This window comes from Candidatus Clostridium helianthi (genome assembly GCF_045310795.1).
Classification (GTDB): domain Bacteria; phylum Bacillota; class Clostridia; order Clostridiales; family Clostridiaceae; genus Clostridium; species Clostridium helianthi.
Window position 1 is genome coordinate 20,420 of the sequence record NZ_JBJIAB010000045.1, and the last position, 22,129, is coordinate 42,548.

The window sequence follows — 22,129 nt, forward strand, 5'->3', positions numbered from 1 at the left end:
TTAAAACTACTATTAATAGCATTACCAATTTTAATTATCTTTTATATCTTAGGATTAATAAATCCAAGATTTTATTGCAATCTCTAATTTTATTTATTCTTAAGCCTTATTTAGTTCTTTGTAGTGTATCCCATATCCCCCAGATATACATAATTCCAAGAGCTCTATCATAAAGTCCATAACCTGGTCTACACTGCTCATTCCATATATGTCTTCCATGATCTGGTCTCGCATATCCAGTAAATCCAAATTCATGGTAAGCTTTTACTATGTCACATATATCTAATGAGCCATCACAAGTTCTATGAGATGTTTCAATAAAATCACCATTTTCATAAATCTTTACATTTCTAATATGAGCAAAGGCAATTCTGTTTCCAAATTCTCTTATCATTGCTGGCACATCGTTATTAGGATTTGAGCCTATAGCACCGCTACAAAGAGTAAGGCAGTTATATGGACTATCAACAAGCTTTAATAATCTTGCTAAGTCGTTTCTACTTTTAACTATCCTTGGTAAACCAAATATTGACCAAGGTGGATCATCCGGATGAACTGCCATCTTAATATCATTGATTTCAGCTACAGGAATAATTTGCTCCAAGAAATATTTCAAGTTATTCCATAAATCTTCTTCTGTAACATTTTTATATGCTTCAAAAAGTTGTGTCAGATTCTTTAATCTTTCTGGCTCCCAACCTGGCATTGTGAGATCTGGATTTGATGCTATCTTGTTAACCAACTCCATTGGATCTATATCTGTAATCCTTGCTTTTTCATAGAAAAGAGCTGTTGAACCATCTTCTGTTTTTTTGTACAAGTCAGTTCTCAACCAATCGAATACCGGCATAAAGTTATAGCAAATTACTTTTACGCCAACCTTGGCTAGTTTCTCTATTGTCTTTTTGTAATTTTCAATATATTTATCTCTAGTTGGAAGTCCTAATTTAATGTCCTCATGAACATTAACACTTTCAACAACATCTAAATTAAATCCATATTTATCAGCTGATTTCTTTACTTCAAGAATTTTTTCCATAGGCCATTCATCACCAGCTGCCATATCATGAAGAGCCCAAACAATCGTTTCTACACCGGGAATCTGTTTAATTTGCTCAAGTGTTACGGTATCGTTACCTTCACCATACCATCTGAAACCCATTTTCATAATAATATACCTCCTGTCATTTTATCTAATTTGGTTTTACCGTATAGTTTTTTGCCAGCATATAAAGAGTTTAAATTGAATGCTCTATATAGGCCTCACCTCCCTAAATTGAAAATTTTTTTAATATCAGATGATTTAAATATCATGGCATCTAATATTTAAATATGTTATATACCCCTAATCTTTGAAATAATTAGGATAACTTTCTCTTACTTGTGTTTTATCAAAGATGACCATATTTAAATGCTTCTTCATGAATTCTTCTGCCATCTCTGGATTTTTATTTTTTATAGCATTAAATATTTCTTTGTGCTGCAGATAGATATTATCCCAACTAGAATTAACTGTTAATCTTAATACACGAATTCTTTGAAATTCGGTACTTCCATCATTAATACTATTCCATATCCTCTTCTTGCTGCATCCTTCAAAAATTATCTTGTGAAATTCTTCATCTGTATTAAATAATTTTTTATAATCTTTATTTTCTATATACATTTTTTGAAACTTTAAATTCATTTCCAAAGCCAATATATTTTCCTTTGGAAATTCCATGCAGGCTTCTTTTACTACAGCTCTTTCTAAATGCTCACGTAAAAATCTTTCTTCTTCAACAGCAGATAAGTCAATTAATGAAACAACTGTGCCTTTCTGAGGATAAATTTGTACTAAGCCTTCTTGAGCTAATCGAACAAGAGCCTCTCTAACTGGAGTTCTGCTTACATTATATTTTTCAGAAAGTTCTTTTTCAGAAATGCTTGTACCAGGCTCAAGATATAGATTAATAATTTCTTCTCTGAGATTATGATATATAACCTTACTCGTAGAATTCTTACTTATTTTAAAAGTCATACTTATATTCTCCCCCATTGGCGTGTTTTACCATACTTGTATGGTAACTATGAGTATAGTCTTGCTGTCTAAGAATCGTTTACAAAGACTTGTATAGTAAATCTTTTCACTTGCTTTTCCCTAATTGCTATGATTAAATTATAGCTATACAACTATATAAAAAATATGTTTTAATTGCTTCAAAACTTGCAAAAATTGCTATAGTAAAATATAATGTATCTCAGTTTTATTAAAAATCACTTATACAAATAATCTCTTTCACAATTTAAAACGTTTAATTGTTTAATAATTCAGTAATTTTATCGCAATTTATACAATTCGTCGAAGAGGTGATATCAATGAAGAGAAAAATACATGAGTTTTTTACACGAAAACATATGCTTTCCAGTGACTACGAAATCTTTCACTTCTTAAATACTGATGTACCATTTCAATACCTACACAATCATGACTTTTATGAGTTTTATCTATACCTTTCTGGAGATGTTACATATTTGATAGAAGGTAAGTCATATAATCTAAAATCAGGTGACATAGTATTAATTAATACAAGAGAACTACACCGCGCTGTTATTAATAGCATGAAAATGCCTTATGAGCGTATTGTACTCTGGATCAACAAATCTTTTCTAAATGAATTGTCAACGCCAGAAACGGATCTTACCCAGTGCTTTGAAAACGTAGAGAAAGCAAATGTTATAAGAGCTGATTTTCAAATTCAGCAGAATGTAAGAGCACAACTTAGCAAGCTACTTGAACTTGAAAACTACAAAGGCTTAGGTAAAGATTTGCTATATAAAGCCTATATTATAGAACTTATAATACAGTTAAATAATCTTGTTTTAAGTCATAAATCTGATTTTGACATTGATGTGACGAAGAGCAGCTTAATTGATGGAATAGTTGAATATATTAATAATCATATTAATGAAGAACTTACAATTGATGAGCTTTCTAAAGAATTTTATCTTAGTAAATTCCATTTATCTAGAGAATTCAAAAAGTATACTGGTACTACAATCCATAGGTATATCGTACAAAAAAAATTAATACAATCTAAAGAATTAATTCTTAAAAATTATCCGATAAATAGCGTTTACAAACAATCTGGATTTGGTGATTACTCAAATTTTTTTAGAGCCTTTAAGAATGAATACAGCATTTCCCCTAAACAATTCTATGAACTTATGGTTGAATCTAATTTGAAGAAATAATAAACATTAGAAATTTTATGATATATAGTTTTATAATAAATATTTCAATATCTTTTTCAATAACAAAACCGTGCTAAAATCTATATGATTAGAGAATAACTGGACAAGGCATATAATGTAGAGAACTAATTGCAACATATGTACATCAACGGAATACTTTAAGGATTTTACTTAATTTTTTAATTAATAAATTTTAAATGAACAAGATACAAACTCATTATTAATAATTTATTACAAGAATAGCATATGTAAGTACTATTCTTGTAATTTTTTGTGTAGATATATATAATTTATTTAAATGTACACCAAAACTTGTTGAAATAAAAAATTCGTAAATAATTTGAATAGGCTTTTTTGAGGTGAAAATATGAAAGCAAATGTAGAAATAGTTCTTGGATTTCTTGGCTCTGGAAAAACGAGGTTTATAAATTCTATGCTAAAAAGAAAAGAATTACAAGATGAAGTTATCGTTGTTATACAAGATGAATTTGGAGACTGTCAAATACAGGATGACTTTAATAATAAAAATCCAATAGTAGTAATTAATGTTGATAAGAATAAAGAAATTGATGAAAGTTATATAACCGAAATCGTAAGTAAACATGCTCCTAATAGGATTTTTATCGAAATAAATGGTATGAAAGATTCTACTAAAGTAATTAATATATTTAATACAAAAAAGATAAAGAGTATATGTAGAATTGATAACATAATAAATACTATTGATACAACAAGCTTTAATATGTATTTCAGAAATATGAAAAGTATTATTAACACTCATATTTTTAATAGTGAGACTATAATTTTGAACAATGTAGTCGAGTTAGATAAAAAAGAACTTTTAAACATACAAAAAGAAATTGAAAATATTAATGAGACTGCTGATATACTAATGCATTTATACATAACAGATAATAAAATATCAACTAAAAAAGAATATGTAAAAACTACAAGGCACGGTTTTTCATTCTTTAATACTTTTTTATATTCAGGTTTTGTACTATTTTTATTCATTTTTTTGATTACGATGTCAACATTAAATATTAAGATATCCAGTGCGTATTTAGATAGATTCAAAAAATTTTATGATGTATTTATAAGCATATTAATTCAAGGTTTTCCCTTCATTCTTATCGGTAGCTTTGTATCTTCAATAATTCAAATTTGTATATCAAGAGATACATTTATTAAACTATTTTCAAAAAATAGTTTTTTATCTTGTGTAATTGCAGCTTTTGCAGGCTTATTATTTCCAATATGTGATTGTGGGACAATCCCTGTGGTTAAAGGGCTTATGAAAAAGAATGTTCCTATAGCAGCAGGAATTACATTTATGCTTGCAGCGCCAATTGTAAATCCAATAGCAATTATTGCAACTCTCTATGCTTTTCCAGGTATGGTATCTGTCTTAATTTACAGGTTAGCTACTGGAATATTAATCTCTGTTTTAGTAGGTTTAATTATGCAGTTTACTACTAAGAAGGATGAAGAAATTTTAAAAAATAATTCTGATATAGATACATGTGATTGCGGTTTTTGTGATGGTAAACAGGATTATTCAGAAAGTAAGCTACAAAAAGTCAAGGCAATATTCGTTCATGCAGGAGATGAATTTTTTAATATAGGTAAATATATGATTATTGGAACTTTTCTATCTAGTATTTTTCAAAGTATGACATTTATAAGTAGCAATACTTACATTTCTAATGATAGTAGAGTTTCTCTTCTTGTAATGATTTTATTATCTTTCTTACTTTCAGTTTGTTCAACTTCAGATGCATTTGTTGCCAAAGGTTTTTTAAGAGCCTTTCCAATAAGCTCTATACTTGGATTTTTAGTAGTTGGACCCATGTTAGATGTAAAAAATACAATGATGCTTTTTGGAAGCTTTAAAAAGAAATTTGTATTAAAATTAATATTTACTATTATTTTAGTATCATTTAGCATTTTGATTAACTGCAAATTAACTTGATAATATTGAAAAATAGCTCAATATATTATCATATATTCCATGGCTATTATAGATAAATTAATTGAAAGGGGTAGCATATGAAAAGAATTAGTTCAGATATAGTTATTAAAATACTGATATTGCTATGTTTCGGGATATTTTACTTTAAGATAATTAAGAATAATGAAATAATAATGTATGTCCATCCAAGAATTATTCCATTTGCTATTTTAGGAATGCTAGCAATGTTTGCAATTGCGTTATTTCTAATTACAGACAGTCGTCGAACCAAAAAGAAGAATACCAAGTTAAGGAATTATGTAGTCTTCATCATTCCCTTAGTTATGGTATTTTTCATGCAAAGTACCAGTGCAAATTCTTCAATAAAAACTGATGATATAGGCGCAAATTTTAGCGGATCATTAAGCTCCAATTTAACTTATGACAATTCTAAGCCTAATCCCTCAGACCAAAAGATCAACAATGTTGAGCAGGGTAAATATGATGATGATTTATATATTAAAGATAATGTTATAGAAGTAGATGTCAACAATTTTCTGCACTCCTTTGATGAACTTACAGAGAATGCAAATAACTATGATGGACAAGAAATAGAAATAACAGGATTTGTTTATAAAGACACAACCCTTAACGATAATGAATTCATAATAGGTAGATTTGTAATGGCGTGTTGTGCAGCTGATTTACAAGTTGTAGGAATTAAATGTGATAGTAATAATCAAGAAATCTACAGTAAGGATACATGGGTAAAAATAAGGGGCAAACTTAAAACTGAAACAGTCAAGTATGCAGTGAACCCAGTTATAGTAGTCGAACATATAGAAAAAGATCCTAATCCCAAAACTGAATACTTATATCCATTTTAAAAATCCTTAACTATCTAGATTGAATATGTCATAAACTGTGCCAAATATAACTATTAAAAAATTATCTTTATATAAAAAAATAAACTATGCCACTTTCATTTAGTGTTTTATTAGCATAAAGAGCTATATAAACATTAAATGAAAATTAGCATAGTCATATAAGGCATAATCCCCAAAACAACAAGTCCAGTTGCCTAATAATTATTTTATAATTTTAAATTCATATCCTTGTCCCTTTAAATATTCTATAACTTCTGGCAATGCTTTTGCTGTTTCTTCTTTTCCGTACGTATCATGCATTAATATTATTGCTTTTTCCCTGTTTGCCACAGTTTTTATAACTTCTTGTTTTAACTGTTCTGCTTTTTTAGGAGCACCTTCTGCATCTCCAGATAACGAATTCCAATCAATTTGATGATAGTCCTTGTCATGCAACGCTTTGTCCATAGCTTCTGCTCCTGACGGATCTTTCTTGTCCCAAGTCATTTGCCCTCCTGGAAATCTAACAGCTCTTGTTGAAAAATCTTGTCCTAAAATATTTTTCAAAGATTGATTTGTTTTCTCAAAATCGGACATACAATTCTCCAAATTTATTTTTCCATTTGGATATAAGTAGTTATAATCATGCGAATAAGTATGATTACCTATTGCATTACCTTCATCAAACTCCCTTTTTACTAAATCTTTGCTTGCCTGATCTTTATCTATATATTTTCCTATAAGGAAGAAAGTTGCATGTACATCTTCTTTCTTAAGAATATCTAATATCTGAGGGGTAACTGTTTCTGATGGCCCATCATCAAAAGTCAAATAAACAACTTTCTTACCATCAGCTCCATCAGGCCTTTGTCCTTTCATTTGCTGATTTAAATATTTTTCTACAAATGCTGAGTTTTCTACTTCTGAATTACTTTCTGATTTAAGTTCGTCACTATCCGTTTCACTTTTACTCTGATTATCACTTGATTCAGATTTTGCATTCTGGTTACCATCAAGTGCTTGTACAGTTTTTGTATTATTTGAAAATCTTTGCATTACTATGTTACCTACTGTTATAACCAATATGGAAATAATAATAAATAGAATTGTGATCTTTGCTACTTTAATGTTTTTATTTGGGTTATTCCTATTGTTATACTTCATTTTTCATCCCTCTTATGTCTTATCTATGTGTGTCTTAATAGTTTTTTATTAGATAGCAGCATAGTATATGTTGCTATTGAATTCTATAATTTACCTTAATTAAATATTCGTCTTATTAGAACTTTTAAGGTTAAGTATACTATTGCAACATATATACTGAGTATTTATAGCTAATTATTTAAAAACTCCTTGTGTAAATTCATCTAAATCAACATCATGGTTTATTCCATTAACAAATCCTGTCTCACTGTATTGATGTCCAACTCTTGAAAACCATATTTTATTTGTTGGCAGGTTTTGAAATGGAGTATTATTATAATTTGCTTCCCATAAAGGATAGTTAGATAATCTGCCGTCTAGATTGCTAATAAAGCTACTATATGTGTATATACCTATATCCATATTACTTACTTTCTTGAATTCGGCTATAAATCTTAAAGCATAATCCATAATATCAAATCCTGTAGCTTCTATATCTAACATTGGCTTCAAATCGTTTCTTTTATCCTTTATGCTATTATAAAAATTATCGGCTTGAGTTTCTGGAGCACTTGTCCCAACTAAGAAGTGATAGAAGCCAACCTTTAATCCAGCTGATGAAGCCCCATTATAATTAGCCTGTAAATACGGATCTATAAAAGTTGTTCCTTCAGTTGCTTTTATATACACTAATTGAACTCCACTTGATTTTACTGAATTAAAATCTATGTACCCATCATAATTACTAATATCTATACCATAATATTTGCTTAAAGTGTTCCCACTACTACTTGAACCAGAAGAACTTTGACCTGGAGTGCTTCCGCTACTACTTGATCCAGAAGGACTCTGACCTGAAGTGCTTCCACTACTACTACTTGATCCAGTAGAACTTTGATTTGACGCACTTCCGCTGCCACTTGGTCCAGAAGTATTCTGACTTGAATCTTCATACCTCTTACCATCAGATCCAATCTTATATCCATCTTTAGTAGTGTTAGTAAGCATTTTTCCTGTATCTTTATCTAAGTAATACCACGCTCCATTAAGATAAGCCCATCCTGTTGCCATACTTCCATCATTATTAAAGTAATACCAATTATTGTTTATAGTAATCCATCCAGTTTCCATATCTCCGCTATCAGTAAATTTGTATGTTGTACCGTCTATCTTATTAATACCAGTTACCATACTTCCATCAGTCTTTAAATAGTACCATTTATTATTATTCTTGATCCATCCAATATGGATTTTTCCACCTTTATCGAAGTAATACCATTTATCATTTATTTTATTCCATCCACTATTGGTTGCCATTACTCCTGAATCTTTGAAATAGTACAAATTTGAACCATCATTCTGAATTCCAGTTGCCATAGCTCCTGAATCAGTTAAGAAATACCAATCACCATCTAACTGTTTCCATCCTTTTACCATAGCTCCACTTTCATCCATGTAATACCAGTTACCTTTGTCTTTTACCCATCCGGTTTTCATTTTACCGTCATCTTCATTTAAATAGTACCAATTATTATCTGGTCTAATCCATCCAATCGCTTTTGTATTATCTGACTTATAATAATACCAAACTCCACTCTCATTCTTCCAACCAATATTTGATGTCATATTAGTATCACTAGTTGCAGCTTGTACATTTAATCCTGGAATTAAAATTAGTACCATTAATACAGATAATACTGTGAGTCTCTTTTTAATATTCAAAACAACCTGTCACTCCCTTTTTTATTTTTTAGCTAAAATATAATTAAATTGAATACGAAGTTAATTTTATGCTTCTATAAGATTCTTTCCATCTATAGCAATGCTTCCATCCTTGTAATATTGCATTACTCTCTTAACATAATCCTGAACCCCTTGTGACATCTTACATAAATCATCATCTGATAAGACCCCATCTTTTTTTACATTTTGTGGTCCAGCATTATAAGCTGCTATTGCTATTTTTACATCACCATTAAATTGGTTTAGATATTCTTTTAGTAATTTTGACCCTCCATCGATATTTTGCTCTATATCATATCCGTCTGTCATTCCAAGATATGTATAATTCTGAGGCATAATCTGCATCAATCCAGTGGCGCCTGAGCTTGACGTTGCTTTTGGATCAAAATCTGACTCTGCTTTAATTATAGCTAGTATCAATTTTGAATCTAGTTCATATTTATTTGCCGAATCATTTACTGAGTTATATATTTTTTTCATAGTATCACCTGACCCCTTCGAGCTAGTGCTTAAAGGAATTGTATTAAGTGGCTTATATCTTTTTCCATCCGATCCAATCTTATATCCATCTATGGTAGTATCCGTTAGCATTTTTCCTGAAGTAGGATCTAAATAGTAATAGTCGCTTCCATTTGATGTAACCCATCCTGTTGCCATTGATCCATTATCATTTAGGTAATACCATACTCCATCAAGATTTATCCACCCTGTCGCAACACTTCTATCAGTATTGAAATAATACCAGTTATTGTTCACATTAACCCATCCAGTTTCCATCTCACCAGTATCACTAAACACATATGTTGTATTTCCTATTTTATCAGTACCAGTTACCATACTTCCATCATCGTTTGAGTAATACCACTTATCATTATTCTCAACCCATCCAGTATGTATCTTTCCATCTTTATCAAAATAGTACCATTTATCATTTATCTTAGTCCATCCAGTATTTGTAGCCATAACCCCTGAATCTTTGAAATAATATAAATTAGAATTATCCTGCTGAATTCCAGTTGCTCTAGCACCCGAATCAGTTAAAAGATACCAGTCACCATCTAACTGTTTCCATCCTTTTACCATAACCCCATTATCATCCATATAGTACCAGTTTCCTTTATCCTCTAACCATCCAGTTGTCATTTTACCACTATCTTCATCTAAATGATACCAATTATTATCCGGTTTAATCCATCCAATTGCTTTTGTGTTGTCAGACTTATAATAATACCAAGATCCATTTTCGTTTTTCCAACCAATGCTTGATGTTATATTTGTATCAGTAACATCTGCTTGTACATTTAATGTTGGAATGAAGCTTAGTGCAATTAATGCTGACAAAACTGTAAGTATCTTTTTAATATTCAAAGTAATCCATCACTTCCTTTTAACTGATTCTTAATAAAAAATGTTATTAGACTAAATAACTAATACTGATTTTAAAAAGTTAAATCTCATATTAAAATTTATCATTAAAAATCAGTATTAATTATGTATTTTATAATTTATTAATGTTCCTTATTATTTTTAAAATAATTTTTTTCAATGATGGCTTCCGAAACTTTGAATTCATCTTTTAGATGCTTTACTTCTTTTTCATCTTTTGGGTTTCCTACAATTTGACCTTCATTTAAGATTGTAGCATCTCTATTCGTATTCACTAATACTCTTCCTATTGAATTATTCTCAAATTCACTTCTATCCTCGCCAAGCAAGTATAATATTGTCGGTTTAAAATCTGTTTGACCACCAGCTGTTGATATAACTTCTGATTTTAAGTTCTTTGAATAAATCATATAAGGAATCTTTCTTTGATTATCCTTCCACCAATCTCCTTCTAAAGGCGCATTTTCTATATCTTGTTCGTAAAATTTATGAACACCACAATGATCACCGTAAATCATAACTACCGTATTATCCAATAAACCTTCCTTATCTAATTCTGCTATAAACTTTCCGATAGCTTCATCGGTATATCTTACAGATTGAAAATACTTTCCTAGCATATTATCATCAAGTTCTTTAGGTAGGTTTAAATATTTTTTATTTTCTGGCATCTCAAAAGGACCGTGACTTGTCAACGTAGTCATAAATGCATAATAAGGTTGTTTTTCATCTTTTAACTTTTGAGCTACTTGCTTTAAATATGATTCATCTGAAAGTCCCAAACCTATAATTTCATCCTGATTAAACTTTCCTACATCTAATATTTTATCAGCCCCATAGCTTTTATGCATTTCTGTCCAATTCCAATTTCCAGGTGGTTCTGCATGAGTAGAAACTGTAGAATATCCTTTACCTTCTAAAATATTTTGAAGTGTATTATATTGACTCCAAGGATAAGAATATACTGTAGTACCTTCTCTTATAGGAAGTACTGATGCATTAACCATCAAATCACAATCTGAACTTGTTCCAGAATTATTTTGTTCACGTATATTATTAAAATACAAGCTATTTGACAATAACTTATTTAAATTTGGTGTTATTTCTTGTCCATACACTTTTTGATTAATGACAAAGTTCTCCAAAGACTCTACTTGTAGTGCAATTACATTTTTTCCTTTAAACATTCCCTTGTAACTATTGTCAGGTAAATCTTCTTTATTATCGTTAAACCAACTTTCTATTTCTTTTTTCTCTTCATCTGTTAAAGTTTTATTTTTATTTTTATAGAACTCAATATCAAAACCATGATATCCAAGTGGGCTCATATCTCCAAAAGTCTGAAATGGCGCCCAAGACAATCTAAATACATTTTTCCCTTGATCCATTTGCTTGACATCTACTGTATAATAACCAAGCCATATAACAAGTGCACTTGCGATAAATACATACAAGGTCTTTGCTATCCTAAAATATGCTTGACTTTCATTCGCTTCTTTAACTTTAATAAACTTATGTATTAAGAAGAGCATTACAAAGTCAATGATAAATACTAAATCCACTATTCTAAAATTAAATAAACTTTTGCCTTCCGGATTAAATATCTCAGTATGCATTAAATGTCTTATAGATAAAAAGGTTTCATTTGAACGATAATACCAGATATCTGCAACAAAAAGAATTGTCACTAAAATATCTATTATTAAGGCAGCACCAAGCCTCCCCCTTTCTTTAAAAAGAAATATTGGACTGCATACTAATACTATTATTGCTATATGCACCCAAAGTACTGGACTATCAAAATAAGCACTTCCTAAACTTATGCTTGATGAATCTTGTGTCCTTAGCATAGATAATAGCAATGTTGATTTAGCTTGTAACATTGCTACCATAAATATAAATAACCAATTTCTTCGAACTAAATTTTTCATTCTTTCTTTTGTTTCCATTTTCATTCTCCATTAATATCCATTTTTCTTCCTACATTATAACTCAAACTTTATCTTTTACCAATATAATTTTATTAAAAGATAATTACAATATTTTAATGTCAATATGAATCTTACTTAAATTATAAATCATTACTACTAATTATCATAAGTTTAAAATTACTTATTATTATCAAATATTTTATAATTTCCTTAATTTATCGACGCTTAAGAGCTTAATTAATCAAAGTTTATCTTAAGATATCAAGTAATGCGATTAAATAGCTTTATAATTAATAAATTACACTAGAACCTATATAATATCAACCCGGAATCATTTACATGTTAAGATAAAAAAAGGATAAAAGCTACTTGTGCAAATTCCTGATCTACATCAAAATTGCATACTTTTATCCAAAATAAAACTTATAATTTAAATAAACTATATTAGTATATCTAACGTCTTCATTCTTTTCTTAAATACTTAATACCCAATTATTAAAATATCTTTAGCAAAATAGTCTTTCTAATTTATTATTATTTAAGTTGACTCCTATAACACATATTCTACCTGTGTAATCAACATTTCCATAACGAATTTCATATTCCTCTGGAACCAAGTCAAAATCAATCCATTTTCCATCAACATCTTGAACAATGCCTTTAGCACGTAAAATCTCCCCATACTCTTTTGATTGTATCAATTTTCTTAATTTATTATCTAATTCACTGTACTTATATTTTTTAGGAGTCTCTATTCCCCAGGTTGCAAATACCTCATCTGCATGATGATGTTCATGATGATGACAATGACATCCATGAGTCTCATTATTATCTTTTTCATGATTATGACAATGGCATTTATGAACTTTATCACTGTGCTCTTGCTTCTCCATATGATTACAATTGCAACTATGTTTCTCTACATTTTCATTATTCATTACCTCTTTTTCAAGAGAATTGCTGCCTTCAATTGCGCTTAATATTTGTTTTCCACTTAATTCATCCCACGGAGTAGTGATAATACTAGCTTTATTATTATACTTTTTTATCTCTTTAACACATATATCTAATTTTTCATCTGATAATTTTTGTGAACGGCTCAAAATAATGGCACTTGCATTTTCAATTTGATTCTTGAAAAATTCTCCAAAATTATCCATATAAGTTTTATACTTAATCGAATCCACTACTGTTGCAAAACTATTTAATGAGATATTGTCATATTCCTTTATATTTGCAACTGCTTCTATTACATCAGATAACTTGCCTACCCCAGATGGTTCAATTATGATACGATCTGGTTTATATTTTTCTAAAGCATCTTTCAACACACTTTTAAAATCTCCAACTAAAGAGCAACATATGCATCCTGAATTCATTTCCTTAATTTCAATCCCTGCATTTTTAAGAAAACCACCGTCTATTCCTATTTCTCCAAACTCATTTTCAATTAATAGAACTTTCTCCTTTTTTAATTCTTCTTTTATAAGCTTCTTGATAAGTGTTGTTTTTCCTGCTCCAAGGAAACCTGAAATTATATCCACTTTTGTCATATAAAACTCATCTCCATATAATTATTTTCTTTACTATAAACAAAGTCACCTAAACTTTTCTTCATTTGTTCTTGTTTATTTTTATCAGCGACTTCTTTACATACTTCTATAAGTCTTCATAGCAATATAGGTTGTACCAGTTCTGCATTAATGTGAAAACCTCTCTCTTGAAATAAATTTAATTTCATAAGTCTTAATAAACTATCCACGTTATAAAAATAGACTTTAAACATTAATAATTTCAATGCTAAGTCTATTTTTATGATAATATTTTAATTAATTGAAAAAGCTAATTTTTCAATAATCTTAACAAATAATTCTTCTATTCATCTTTTAAGCATCCATAAATCTCATCTAAATTGTATCTCATGGATTCCAAATAGCTCTTATCATCTTCTTTAGATTCTAATGTTAATATTGGTACTACTTTTGCACCTACTTCTTTTGCTAAAGTTTCTGAAATCTTAGGGCTTGCAAGTGATTCTGAAAAAACAGTTTTTATATTACTTTCTTTACAAAAGCTAACCAAATCTTCCAATTGTTTTGGTGTTGGTTCACCTTCAGCAAATAGATTTTCTACTGATTTTTGTGTCAACCCAAAATCTCTACATAAGTATCCAAAAGCAGCATGTCCTGTTATAAAGTTCTTTTTATTTAATGCTTCAAATTTAGGTTTGTATTCACCATATAGACTTTCTAATTCACCTTTGAATTTGCTGTAGTTTCCCTCGTAATAATCCTTATTCTTCTCATCTAATTTCACAAGAGTATTTTTTATATTTTCAGATTGTATTTCTGCATTTTTTAAGCTTAACCAGCTATGAGGATCAATAGCATCCTCTTCTTTTCTAGATTCTACACCTGTGCTCGAATCTACAACAGGTATATTTTTATCTTTAATTACATCATTAACCTTATCTATCCAACTTTCCATTCCAAGTCCATTATAGATAAACGCATCACTTTTAGTTAATCCTTCAAGGTCTTGAGCCTTCGGATCATATTCATGGGGTTCCACGTTATTTGGAACTAAGCAAGTAACATCTGCCTTATCTCCAGCTATTTCTTCTGTAAACTCTTTTAATGGATAAATTGAAACTGTAATTTTTAATTTATCATCTTTTGTGCCTTTCGTATTTTCAGTCGTAGTTTTTGTATTAGCTCCGCAACCTATTAGCATAACACCAGTTAGTAAAGCTAAAATTCCTGAAATAATTTTCTTTTTCATATCTGCACCTCCACATGCATACGATTTGCATTTGCATTTAATAATATTACTCTTAACATTTAAATATGTCAATAATATCTAAAACCTAATATAAATTATTATTATTCATAAATGTTTATATATTAAAAACTTAATACCATACACTACATTTTCTAGCACAAAGCTATTCATACATATAATCTCATTACATCTTAGTTTTAAGGATACTATGTAGTAAATTAAAACTAAATTCTATATATAATAATTTGCATCTTACTATTCACAATTCTTGAAATTTTCTACATTGAGGAATATAATTTTTATAAATGCAAATCTATTGCAACAAGGAGCCTTCATATGAAAAATAAAATATCTATACTATCTGAATCCCTGAACCTAAACAATCATATTATGGAAGAACACTTTAAAATCAAGAAACGATATGAAAGTGGATCTCTCACTAATGTAAAGCATAGTTATAAAATAACTAGAAGTATATGGAATATGTCAAAAAATAAGCATATAAAAAATCATAATCTAATCTATAAACATATTTTTATTAAAAATATATAACTAAAATTTATATAATTCTTACCCTATATAAATTTTAGTTGTTAATATAAGAATTTATTGATTATATATTTGATTAACCAATCAATTTAGATAATAATTCAAATTTACAGCCCGATATAAATGTTTCTTAATATATCTCTTCGAAATATCTTTTGCCTTGCATAAAAAAATGTATGACTTTCAAATCAACATTAGATAAATTTCATACTTTTCTTTCTAATTACCGTAATATCCTTTATATAAAAAATTGAGCATAATACTCTTATTAAATGTTTCATTAGAAAACATAATAAAAGTATTATACTCATTTCAGTAAGTTCTATATTTAAATATAGTTTATATTAAAGTTCTTCTCCATTGCTTTCTATTACTTTCTTATACCAATAAAAACTCTTTTTTCTTGATCTACTTAAGTCTCCATTTCCATCATTATCTTTATTAACATAAATAAATCCATATCTTTTTTTCATTTCTCCAGTTGATGCACTAACTAAATCAATACATCCCCAAGGAGTATATCCTATTAATTCAACTCCATCATTAACAGCTTCCTTCATCTCTTCAATATGTGCCTTTAAATAGTCAATTCTATATCCATCATTAATTGATCCATCTTCTTCAACTTTATCCACAGCACCTAAACCATTTTCCACAACCATTAAAGGAATTTGATATCTATTATAAATATTATTTAATGTCCATCTTAATCCTTTAGGGTCAATTTGCCATCCCCAATCACTTGCTTTAAGATATGGATTCTTTACACCTCCAAGTATATTTCCAGATGTTCTTTCTAATTCTGGATCTGTGCTTGAACAGTTTGACATATAATAACTAAATGTATAGAAATCTACACAACCTTCCTTTAGAATTTGCTCATCATTTTCTTCCATCTTTATTTCTATATTATTCTCTCTAAAAAATCTCTTTGCAAAACCAGGATAAGCTCCTCTTACTTGAACATCAGAACATAAAAAATTATTCAAATTATCTCTTTCCTGAGCTAAAAGTACATCTTCCGGATTACATGTATAAGGATATGTTGTCATATATGCAATCATACATCCTACCTTGAAATCTTTATTAATTTGGTGCGCCAGTTTAACAGCTTTTGCGCTTGCAATGAATTGGTGATGAAGAGCTTGAAATCTTATTTGTCTACTATCATCAATCTCTTTATTAAATTCAAGTTCACCACCTTTATCCAATAAAATTCCGCCACCCATAAATGTACCAAATGGCATTGTTAAACAATTTATTTCGTTGAATGTGAGCCAATATTTTACAACGTCCTTATATCTGTTAAATATTGTGTTGCAATATCTAACATAACAATCAATAACTTCTCTACTTGCCCACCCGTTATACTTTTTAGTTAAACCAAAAGGTGTTTCATAGTGAGATATTGTAACTAATGGCTCAATGTTGTGTTTTGTTAATTCTGCAAAAACATCATCATAGAATTTTAGTCCTTCTTCATTTGGTTCTAACTCATCACCATTTGGAAAAATTCTAGTCCAATTTATTGACATTCTAAAGGTCTTAAACCCCATCTCAGCAAACAATTTAATGTCTTCTTTATAGTGATGATAAAAATCTATAGCTTCATGACTTGGATAATACGTTCCTTCTTCTAATTCTGGAGTTATTCTTCTTGGCATAGTATGCGTACCACCTGTCATAACGTCTGATGTGCTAAGACCTTTTCCACCTTCTCTATATCCACCTTCAAATTGGTTTGCAGCGGTTGCTCCCCCCCATAAAAAATCCTTTGGTAATCCTTGAAATTTATTATTTAACATTTTTATCCCCACTTTCTTCAAAGAAATCATTTAGCAATCCTTGAAATTTATTATTAAACATTCTTTGTTCTTCTGATTTTGCAAAGTTTACTACTTATTTTTCTCTAGTTTTTCTATTCTTTCAGCAAATTGTGGTAAGTGTTTTTTATGTGCAAGTAACATTTCATCTAATAAATTTTTAGCAATTTGTCCACTTGGAACTAATGGATTTATTGTAAATGCATGAAGAGCTTTGTTGTAGTTTCCTGTAACTGCTGCTGAAATTGTTGTTTCTTCCATTCCCTTCATTATTTGAACCATACCTCTTGGCGCTGGGTCAAACTTTCCAAAATTAATCGGTTCTGGTCCATGAGACGTGATTGTACTTGAAACTTCTACTATAGAGTCATATGGAAGATCCTCTAATGCGCCATTATTCTTTGTGCTAACTACCATAGTTGTTCTCTTGTCATTGTAGATTGAAGCAATTAATTCACAGGCAGCATCGCTGTAGTGAGTTCCACCTCTCTTAGTCAATTGTTCTGGTTTATAGTCAAGCTTTGGATCTTTATATAATTCAAACAATTCTGCCTCTGTCCTTTTTACAACCTCTGCTCTAGTTTCACCTTTTGAGTAACTTTCAAGTTCTTCCATCAACATATCATCTGTAATATAGTAATATCTATGATACGGACAAGGTAATATTCCCAAGTCTTTAATCTGCTCATAGTTAAACTTGATATCTTTAATGTTGGCAACTCCTGCATCTTTCTTTTCTTCTGCTAATAATGGATTGTACAATTTTTCAATTACTTCTGCAGTTTTTTCATTACCTTCCTTATCCCATACTCTATGCCAATGGAAATGATTTAATCCAGCAAACTTAAAGAATAATTCACTTGAAGGAACTCCAAGCATCTTTGCATCATCTTCTATACAGTTGATTGGAACATTACATAGTCCAACAGTTCTGTCCCATCCGCCATATTTTATAGCTGCTTCAGTCACCATTCCTGATGGATTTGTGAAGTTAACAAGCCATGCATTAGGGCATAACTCTCTCATGTCATCTATTATGTCTAATATTACTGGAATTGTTCTAAATGCTTTAAACATACCACCAGCACCGTTAGTCTCTTGTCCAATTATTCCATGGCTTAAAGGAATTCTTTCATCCTTTATTCTTGCATCTAAAAGTCCTACTCTAAATTGAGTTGACACAAAATCCGCATCCTTAAGGGCCTCTCTCCTATCTAAAGTTAAATTAACTTTCCAATCCAGCCCTGCTGCCTTAACCATTCTTTGAGCCATTGCTCCAACTATTTCTAACTTCTCTTTTCCATCTTCAATATCTACAAGCCATATTTCTTTAATAGGCAATTCATCTTTCCTTTTTATAAAACCTTCAATTAATTCAGGAGTGTAACTTGATCCTCCACCAATAGTAACTATTTTGATTTTTTCTTTTTTCATTACTTATTTCCTCCCTTAATCTCGCCTCAGGCAAATTTTTAATTTAAGATATTTTCCTAATCTGAAAATTACTTGGATATAAAATACAAGAGCTACTTTTTTATAAAATACATATAAGTAATCCTTTACCCAAAAGATATCACACCCCAAAATAAAATACCTTATTTTTTCGGATTTAGTGACACATGCTACTATTTAGTTATTTGTTTTTTTATAAAACAGTTTGTTTCATAATATAGCTAGTCTAACTACTTACTAGGAATCAATAAGCAAAATAATGGGAATATTATACCTAAACAAATTTCAGTAATACTTAGTATAAAACATAAAATTAATAGATAATAAGAGTTATAATGAATTTATTCTCACCATGAATTCTTTTCCAAAAGAAACTCATTTGAATCAAATTTTTAATAGATTACTATATCCTCCATACTTTAATCAATCTTAAAATAATTATAAAAAGAAGGTGTACTATGTCAAAGCAAATATTGTTATTAGATAATGTTCATAAATCTATAAAAAATAAAGAAATTGTTAAAGGCATTACCTTTTCAATTAATGAAGGTGAAGTTTTGGGTTTTCTTGGGCCAAATGGTGCTGGAAAGTCGACCACTTTAAGAATGATTGTCGGCCTTTCTTCCCCTACTAGTGGAAAAATTTTAATCGATGGCTATTCAATTACTAAAGATTATGTTAAGGCTATGTCTAAAGTTGGATGTATTATAGAGGGTCCCGATATGTATAATTATTTAAGTGGCTTAGAAAATTTGAAGATGCTTGCTTCTATGAATAAAAACGTTACTAATGAAGATATAACGAGAGTAATTGAACTTGTAGGAATGCAGAATAGAATAAATGAGAAAGTGTCTACTTATTCTTTGGGAATGAAGCAAAGGTTAGGACTTGCGCAAGCTCTTATTCATAAGCCAAAGCTTCTTATATTAGATGAGCCTACAAATGGACTTGATCCTTCAGGAATAAATGAGTTTAGACATATTATTAAAGATCTTGCTAAAAAAGAAAATATTGCTGTTCTCGTTTCTAGCCATTTGATATCTGAGGTTGAATTAATGTGTGATACTGTTGCAATAATAAAAAGTGGTACTTTACTAAAATACGCTTCAGTCTCTGAACTTATAAGTGATAAAGAAGTTTCCTTTGTTCTAAGTGATAATTCAAAGGGAATTAAAATATTAAAAGATAAGTGGAATACTGATAGTTCACTAATAAACAATAATATAATAGCAAAAGTTGATGTATCAAAAATTGAAAAAATTAATTCTTCGTTTATCGAAGAAGGAATAGCCATAAAGTTCGTAAGTATAAATCAGAAAACTTTGGAGGATCTGTTTTTATCACTTACAGAAAGTAACTCTATTGTTAGTTAAGGAGGTGTATATATTGCTAGTATTAGTTAAAAATGAAGTTAATAAAATATTATATAAGCGTAAACTTCTACTTATTAGTGCTATAATACTAATTTTAGTTTCACTTTTTGCATATGGCCAAAATTATCAATATCAAAACACTTTGAATAAGTATTTAAAGACAACTACTCAAAGTGGCGATATCCCTTGGCAGTCATTACAAAAGCAACAAATCCAGGACCTAAAAAATAGGCTTAATAGACCTGATACCCCTGACGAAAGTAAGCCCTCAATTAATATTCAAATTCATCAAAACCAGTATTATTTAGATAACAACATAAATCCAATTACTCCAAGTGCTGCAAAATTTTCAGTTAAGCTAATGGAACAGTCTATATCTGTATTACTACCTTTACTAATAATTCTATTGGCTGGAGATAGCGTATGTGGAGAATTTTCTGCTAAAACTATAAAAGTACTGCTAACAAGAGCTGTTCCTCGATGGAAGATATTACTTAGTAAATATATAGCACTTCTAATCATGTTTTCTATAGTAATTCTAGAGATGGCTCTATTTTCAATTTTAATTTCAGGTTTATTTTTTAATAATTGGGGGTTTAATGAGCCTGTCGCTACAGGTTTTAGCTCTGCTTCCGGAACATTAGATGTTTCAAATGTAATCAAAGTAACCGAATTGCAATATTTAATCCTCGTATACTCTCTTGGATGGTTTGTATCAATTGTTATCGGTACAATTTCATTTATGATTTCAGTTTTAGTAAGAAATACAGCTACTTCCATAGGTATAATGATGGCTACATTGGTTGGAGGAGGCTTTCTTAGGTTATTTCTAAATGATTGGCCTTCAATAAAGTACTTTTTTGCCATCAATCTAAACTTACCTCAGTATCTTACAGGATCATATACTCCAATAAGTGGAATGTCGTTAAGTTTTAGCACTTTAGTACTTCTAGCTTGGGCCATAGGTGCCTTTATTGTTAGTCTTGTTGTATTTTTAAAACAAGATGTATTAGTTTAAAAGGAGGGATTTAAAATGTTTAAAAATATAAAATGGAAATTTATTTTATTGCTATCCATAGTTTCTACCATAACCTTAGTTATGGGATTTATATCAGCATTATCAATAAGTTCTCGCCCTCCTAAAGAGATATCAGATAAGGAGTCTGAACAATCTAAAAGTGAAGAATTAGATCAAAATTATTACAACATACTAGTTCTTGGTGACTCCCTTGCTAAAGGAACTGGAGATGAAAAAGGACTTGGCTTTTCAGGCTATTTTTCAGAATACTGGAAAACTAAAGTTTCAAAGGAGATTAAAATAAATAATCTTGCCATAAACGGAGATGTATCTAATGGGCTTTTAAATGTAGTTCAAGAGTCACAGACCTTAGCTGACATTAAAGGATCAAACATGATATTTATATCTATAGGTGGCAATGAAATAAGTAAACTTAAAAATACAGATATAAGCTCATCCACTACTAAGATAAAAGATATTCAAGATACCTATTTAGCTAATCTAAAATCTATTTTTAATATAATAAGAGCCAATAATCAATCATCTATGGTAGTTTTCATTGGCTTGTATAACCCATTCGGAAAAGATCTTACATCTGATAAGGTAAGCATATTAAATGAATGGAATTATCAAAGTCAGCAGCTTTTATCATTAGATTCAAATGCGATTTTTATTCCAACATATGATCTTTTTAAATACAACTTACAAGATTATCTAGCTGCTGATAATTTTCATCCAAATAGCACCGGTTATCAAGCTATTTCTGGCAGAATAATTGAATCTTTAAAAAATTATAAATAATATATATATGTTGCAAAATGAAATTCCCAAAATAATTTATTGTGAAAAATATCCATTAATATAAAATGAACAAAACAA

General features: G+C 29.5%; 16 protein-coding genes. 6 read left to right on the forward strand and 10 right to left on the reverse strand.

All coding sequences use genetic code 11. From position 1 onward, the window contains the following. Nucleotides 1-106: 106 nt before the first annotated feature. Complete coding sequence (gene uxuA / locus ACJDTP_RS23555) at nt 107-1,168, reverse strand: mannonate dehydratase (RefSeq protein WP_023975905.1); 1,062 nt, start codon at nt 1,166-1,168, stop codon at nt 107-109. Nucleotides 1,169-1,345: 177 nt separating this feature from the next. After that, nucleotides 1,346-2,020 (reverse strand): GntR family transcriptional regulator, encoded by a 675-nt coding sequence (locus ACJDTP_RS23560; RefSeq protein WP_023975906.1) that lies wholly within the window; start codon nt 2,018-2,020, stop codon nt 1,346-1,348. Nucleotides 2,021-2,358: 338 nt separating this feature from the next. Between ACJDTP_RS23560 and ACJDTP_RS23565 the strand changes: the two genes are divergently transcribed. The 3 genes from ACJDTP_RS23565 (at nt 2,359) to ACJDTP_RS23575 (ending at nt 6,072) form a co-directional block, all read left to right on the forward strand. Next, on the forward strand, nt 2,359-3,234 hold the full coding sequence (locus ACJDTP_RS23565) for an AraC family transcriptional regulator (RefSeq protein WP_039770749.1): 876 nt from the start codon (nt 2,359-2,361) through the stop codon (nt 3,232-3,234). A gap of 367 nt (nt 3,235-3,601) precedes the next feature. Next, nucleotides 3,602-5,206, forward strand: a complete 1,605-nt coding sequence (locus tag ACJDTP_RS23570) for a permease (RefSeq protein WP_039770752.1) — start codon at nt 3,602-3,604, stop codon at nt 5,204-5,206. 77 nt (nt 5,207-5,283) lie between these two features. Next, complete coding sequence (locus ACJDTP_RS23575) at nt 5,284-6,072, forward strand: TIGR03943 family putative permease subunit (RefSeq protein ID WP_023975909.1); 789 nt, start codon at nt 5,284-5,286, stop codon at nt 6,070-6,072. 201 nt (nt 6,073-6,273) lie between these two features. On the opposite strand, the gene ACJDTP_RS23580 is transcribed toward ACJDTP_RS23575, so the two are convergent. The 8 genes from ACJDTP_RS23580 to ACJDTP_RS23615 form a co-directional block, all read right to left on the reverse strand. Then, nucleotides 6,274-7,215, reverse strand: coding sequence for a polysaccharide deacetylase family protein (locus tag ACJDTP_RS23580; protein ID WP_023975910.1), 942 nt, complete (start codon nt 7,213-7,215; stop codon nt 6,274-6,276). Nucleotides 7,216-7,389: 174 nt separating this feature from the next. Then, nucleotides 7,390-8,916, reverse strand: coding sequence for a GH25 family lysozyme (locus tag ACJDTP_RS23585; RefSeq protein WP_023975911.1), 1,527 nt, complete (start codon nt 8,914-8,916; stop codon nt 7,390-7,392). Between the two features lie 66 nt (nt 8,917-8,982). After that, nucleotides 8,983-10,305, reverse strand: coding sequence for a transglycosylase SLT domain-containing protein (locus ACJDTP_RS23590; protein WP_039770755.1), 1,323 nt, complete (start codon nt 10,303-10,305; stop codon nt 8,983-8,985). 140 nt (nt 10,306-10,445) lie between these two features. Beyond that, a complete protein-coding gene (locus tag ACJDTP_RS23595; protein WP_023975913.1) occupies nt 10,446-12,272 on the reverse strand; it encodes an LTA synthase family protein in 1,827 nt (608 codons plus the stop codon). A 488-nt stretch (nt 12,273-12,760) separates the two neighbouring features. Further along, the gene (locus ACJDTP_RS23600) at nt 12,761-13,807 is read right to left on the reverse strand and encodes a GTP-binding protein (RefSeq protein ID WP_039770758.1); all 1,047 of its coding nucleotides are present in this window, start codon (nt 13,805-13,807) and stop codon (nt 12,761-12,763) included. Between the two features lie 322 nt (nt 13,808-14,129). Beyond that, entirely contained in the window at nt 14,130-15,035 is a 906-nt protein-coding gene (locus ACJDTP_RS23605) for a metal ABC transporter solute-binding protein, Zn/Mn family (protein WP_023975915.1), read from the reverse strand. 893 nt (nt 15,036-15,928) lie between these two features. Next, complete coding sequence (locus ACJDTP_RS23610; protein WP_039770761.1) at nt 15,929-17,389, reverse strand: glycoside hydrolase family 1 protein; 1,461 nt, start codon at nt 17,387-17,389, stop codon at nt 15,929-15,931. 90 nt (nt 17,390-17,479) lie between these two features. After that, entirely contained in the window at nt 17,480-18,841 is a 1,362-nt protein-coding gene (locus tag ACJDTP_RS23615; RefSeq protein ID WP_023975918.1) for a 6-phospho-beta-glucosidase, read from the reverse strand. A 476-nt stretch (nt 18,842-19,317) separates the two neighbouring features. Here ACJDTP_RS23615 and ACJDTP_RS23620 point away from each other — a divergent pair, with 476 nt between their 5' ends. The 3 genes from ACJDTP_RS23620 to ACJDTP_RS23630 are packed head-to-tail and all read left to right on the forward strand — an operon-like array spanning nt 19,318 to nt 22,051. Beyond that, the gene (locus ACJDTP_RS23620; RefSeq protein WP_023975919.1) at nt 19,318-20,232 is read left to right on the forward strand and encodes an ABC transporter ATP-binding protein; all 915 of its coding nucleotides are present in this window, start codon (nt 19,318-19,320) and stop codon (nt 20,230-20,232) included. 13 nt (nt 20,233-20,245) lie between these two features. Beyond that, nucleotides 20,246-21,250, forward strand: a complete 1,005-nt coding sequence (locus tag ACJDTP_RS23625) for an ABC transporter permease (RefSeq protein WP_039770763.1) — start codon at nt 20,246-20,248, stop codon at nt 21,248-21,250. 15 nt (nt 21,251-21,265) lie between these two features. Further along, nucleotides 21,266-22,051 carry an SGNH/GDSL hydrolase family protein gene (locus ACJDTP_RS23630; protein WP_023975921.1) on the forward strand — a complete coding sequence of 262 codons (786 nt, stop codon included), beginning with the start codon at nt 21,266-21,268 and terminating at the stop codon, nt 22,049-22,051. The last annotated feature ends 78 nt before the right edge of the window (nt 22,052-22,129 follow it).

Bases quoted from the DNA above. Each gene is read 5' to 3' on its own strand.
- ACJDTP_RS23630 (WP_023975921.1), top strand. From the start codon at position 21,266: ATGTTTAAAAATATAAAATGGAAATTTATTTTATTGCTATCCATAGTT.
- ACJDTP_RS23605 (WP_023975915.1), bottom strand. From the start codon at position 15,035: ATGAAAAAGAAAATTATTTCAGGAATTTTAGCTTTACTAACTGGTGTT.
- ACJDTP_RS23575 (WP_023975909.1), top strand. From the start codon at position 5,284: ATGAAAAGAATTAGTTCAGATATAGTTATTAAAATACTGATATTGCTA.
- ACJDTP_RS23565 (WP_039770749.1), top strand. From the start codon at position 2,359: ATGAAGAGAAAAATACATGAGTTTTTTACACGAAAACATATGCTTTCC.
- uxuA (WP_023975905.1), bottom strand. From the start codon at position 1,168: ATGAAAATGGGTTTCAGATGGTATGGTGAAGGTAACGATACCGTAACA.
- ACJDTP_RS23610 (WP_039770761.1), bottom strand. From the start codon at position 17,389: ATGTTAAATAATAAATTTCAAGGATTACCAAAGGATTTTTTATGGGGG.
- ACJDTP_RS23580 (WP_023975910.1), bottom strand. From the start codon at position 7,215: ATGAAGTATAACAATAGGAATAACCCAAATAAAAACATTAAAGTAGCA.
- ACJDTP_RS23620 (WP_023975919.1), top strand. From the start codon at position 19,318: ATGTCAAAGCAAATATTGTTATTAGATAATGTTCATAAATCTATAAAA.
- ACJDTP_RS23595 (WP_023975913.1), bottom strand. From the start codon at position 12,272: ATGGAAACAAAAGAAAGAATGAAAAATTTAGTTCGAAGAAATTGGTTA.
- ACJDTP_RS23600 (WP_039770758.1), bottom strand. From the start codon at position 13,807: ATGACAAAAGTGGATATAATTTCAGGTTTCCTTGGAGCAGGAAAAACA.
- ACJDTP_RS23560 (WP_023975906.1), bottom strand. From the start codon at position 2,020: ATGACTTTTAAAATAAGTAAGAATTCTACGAGTAAGGTTATATATCAT.
- ACJDTP_RS23615 (WP_023975918.1), bottom strand. From the start codon at position 18,841: ATGAAAAAAGAAAAAATCAAAATAGTTACTATTGGTGGAGGATCAAGT.
- ACJDTP_RS23570 (WP_039770752.1), top strand. From the start codon at position 3,602: ATGAAAGCAAATGTAGAAATAGTTCTTGGATTTCTTGGCTCTGGAAAA.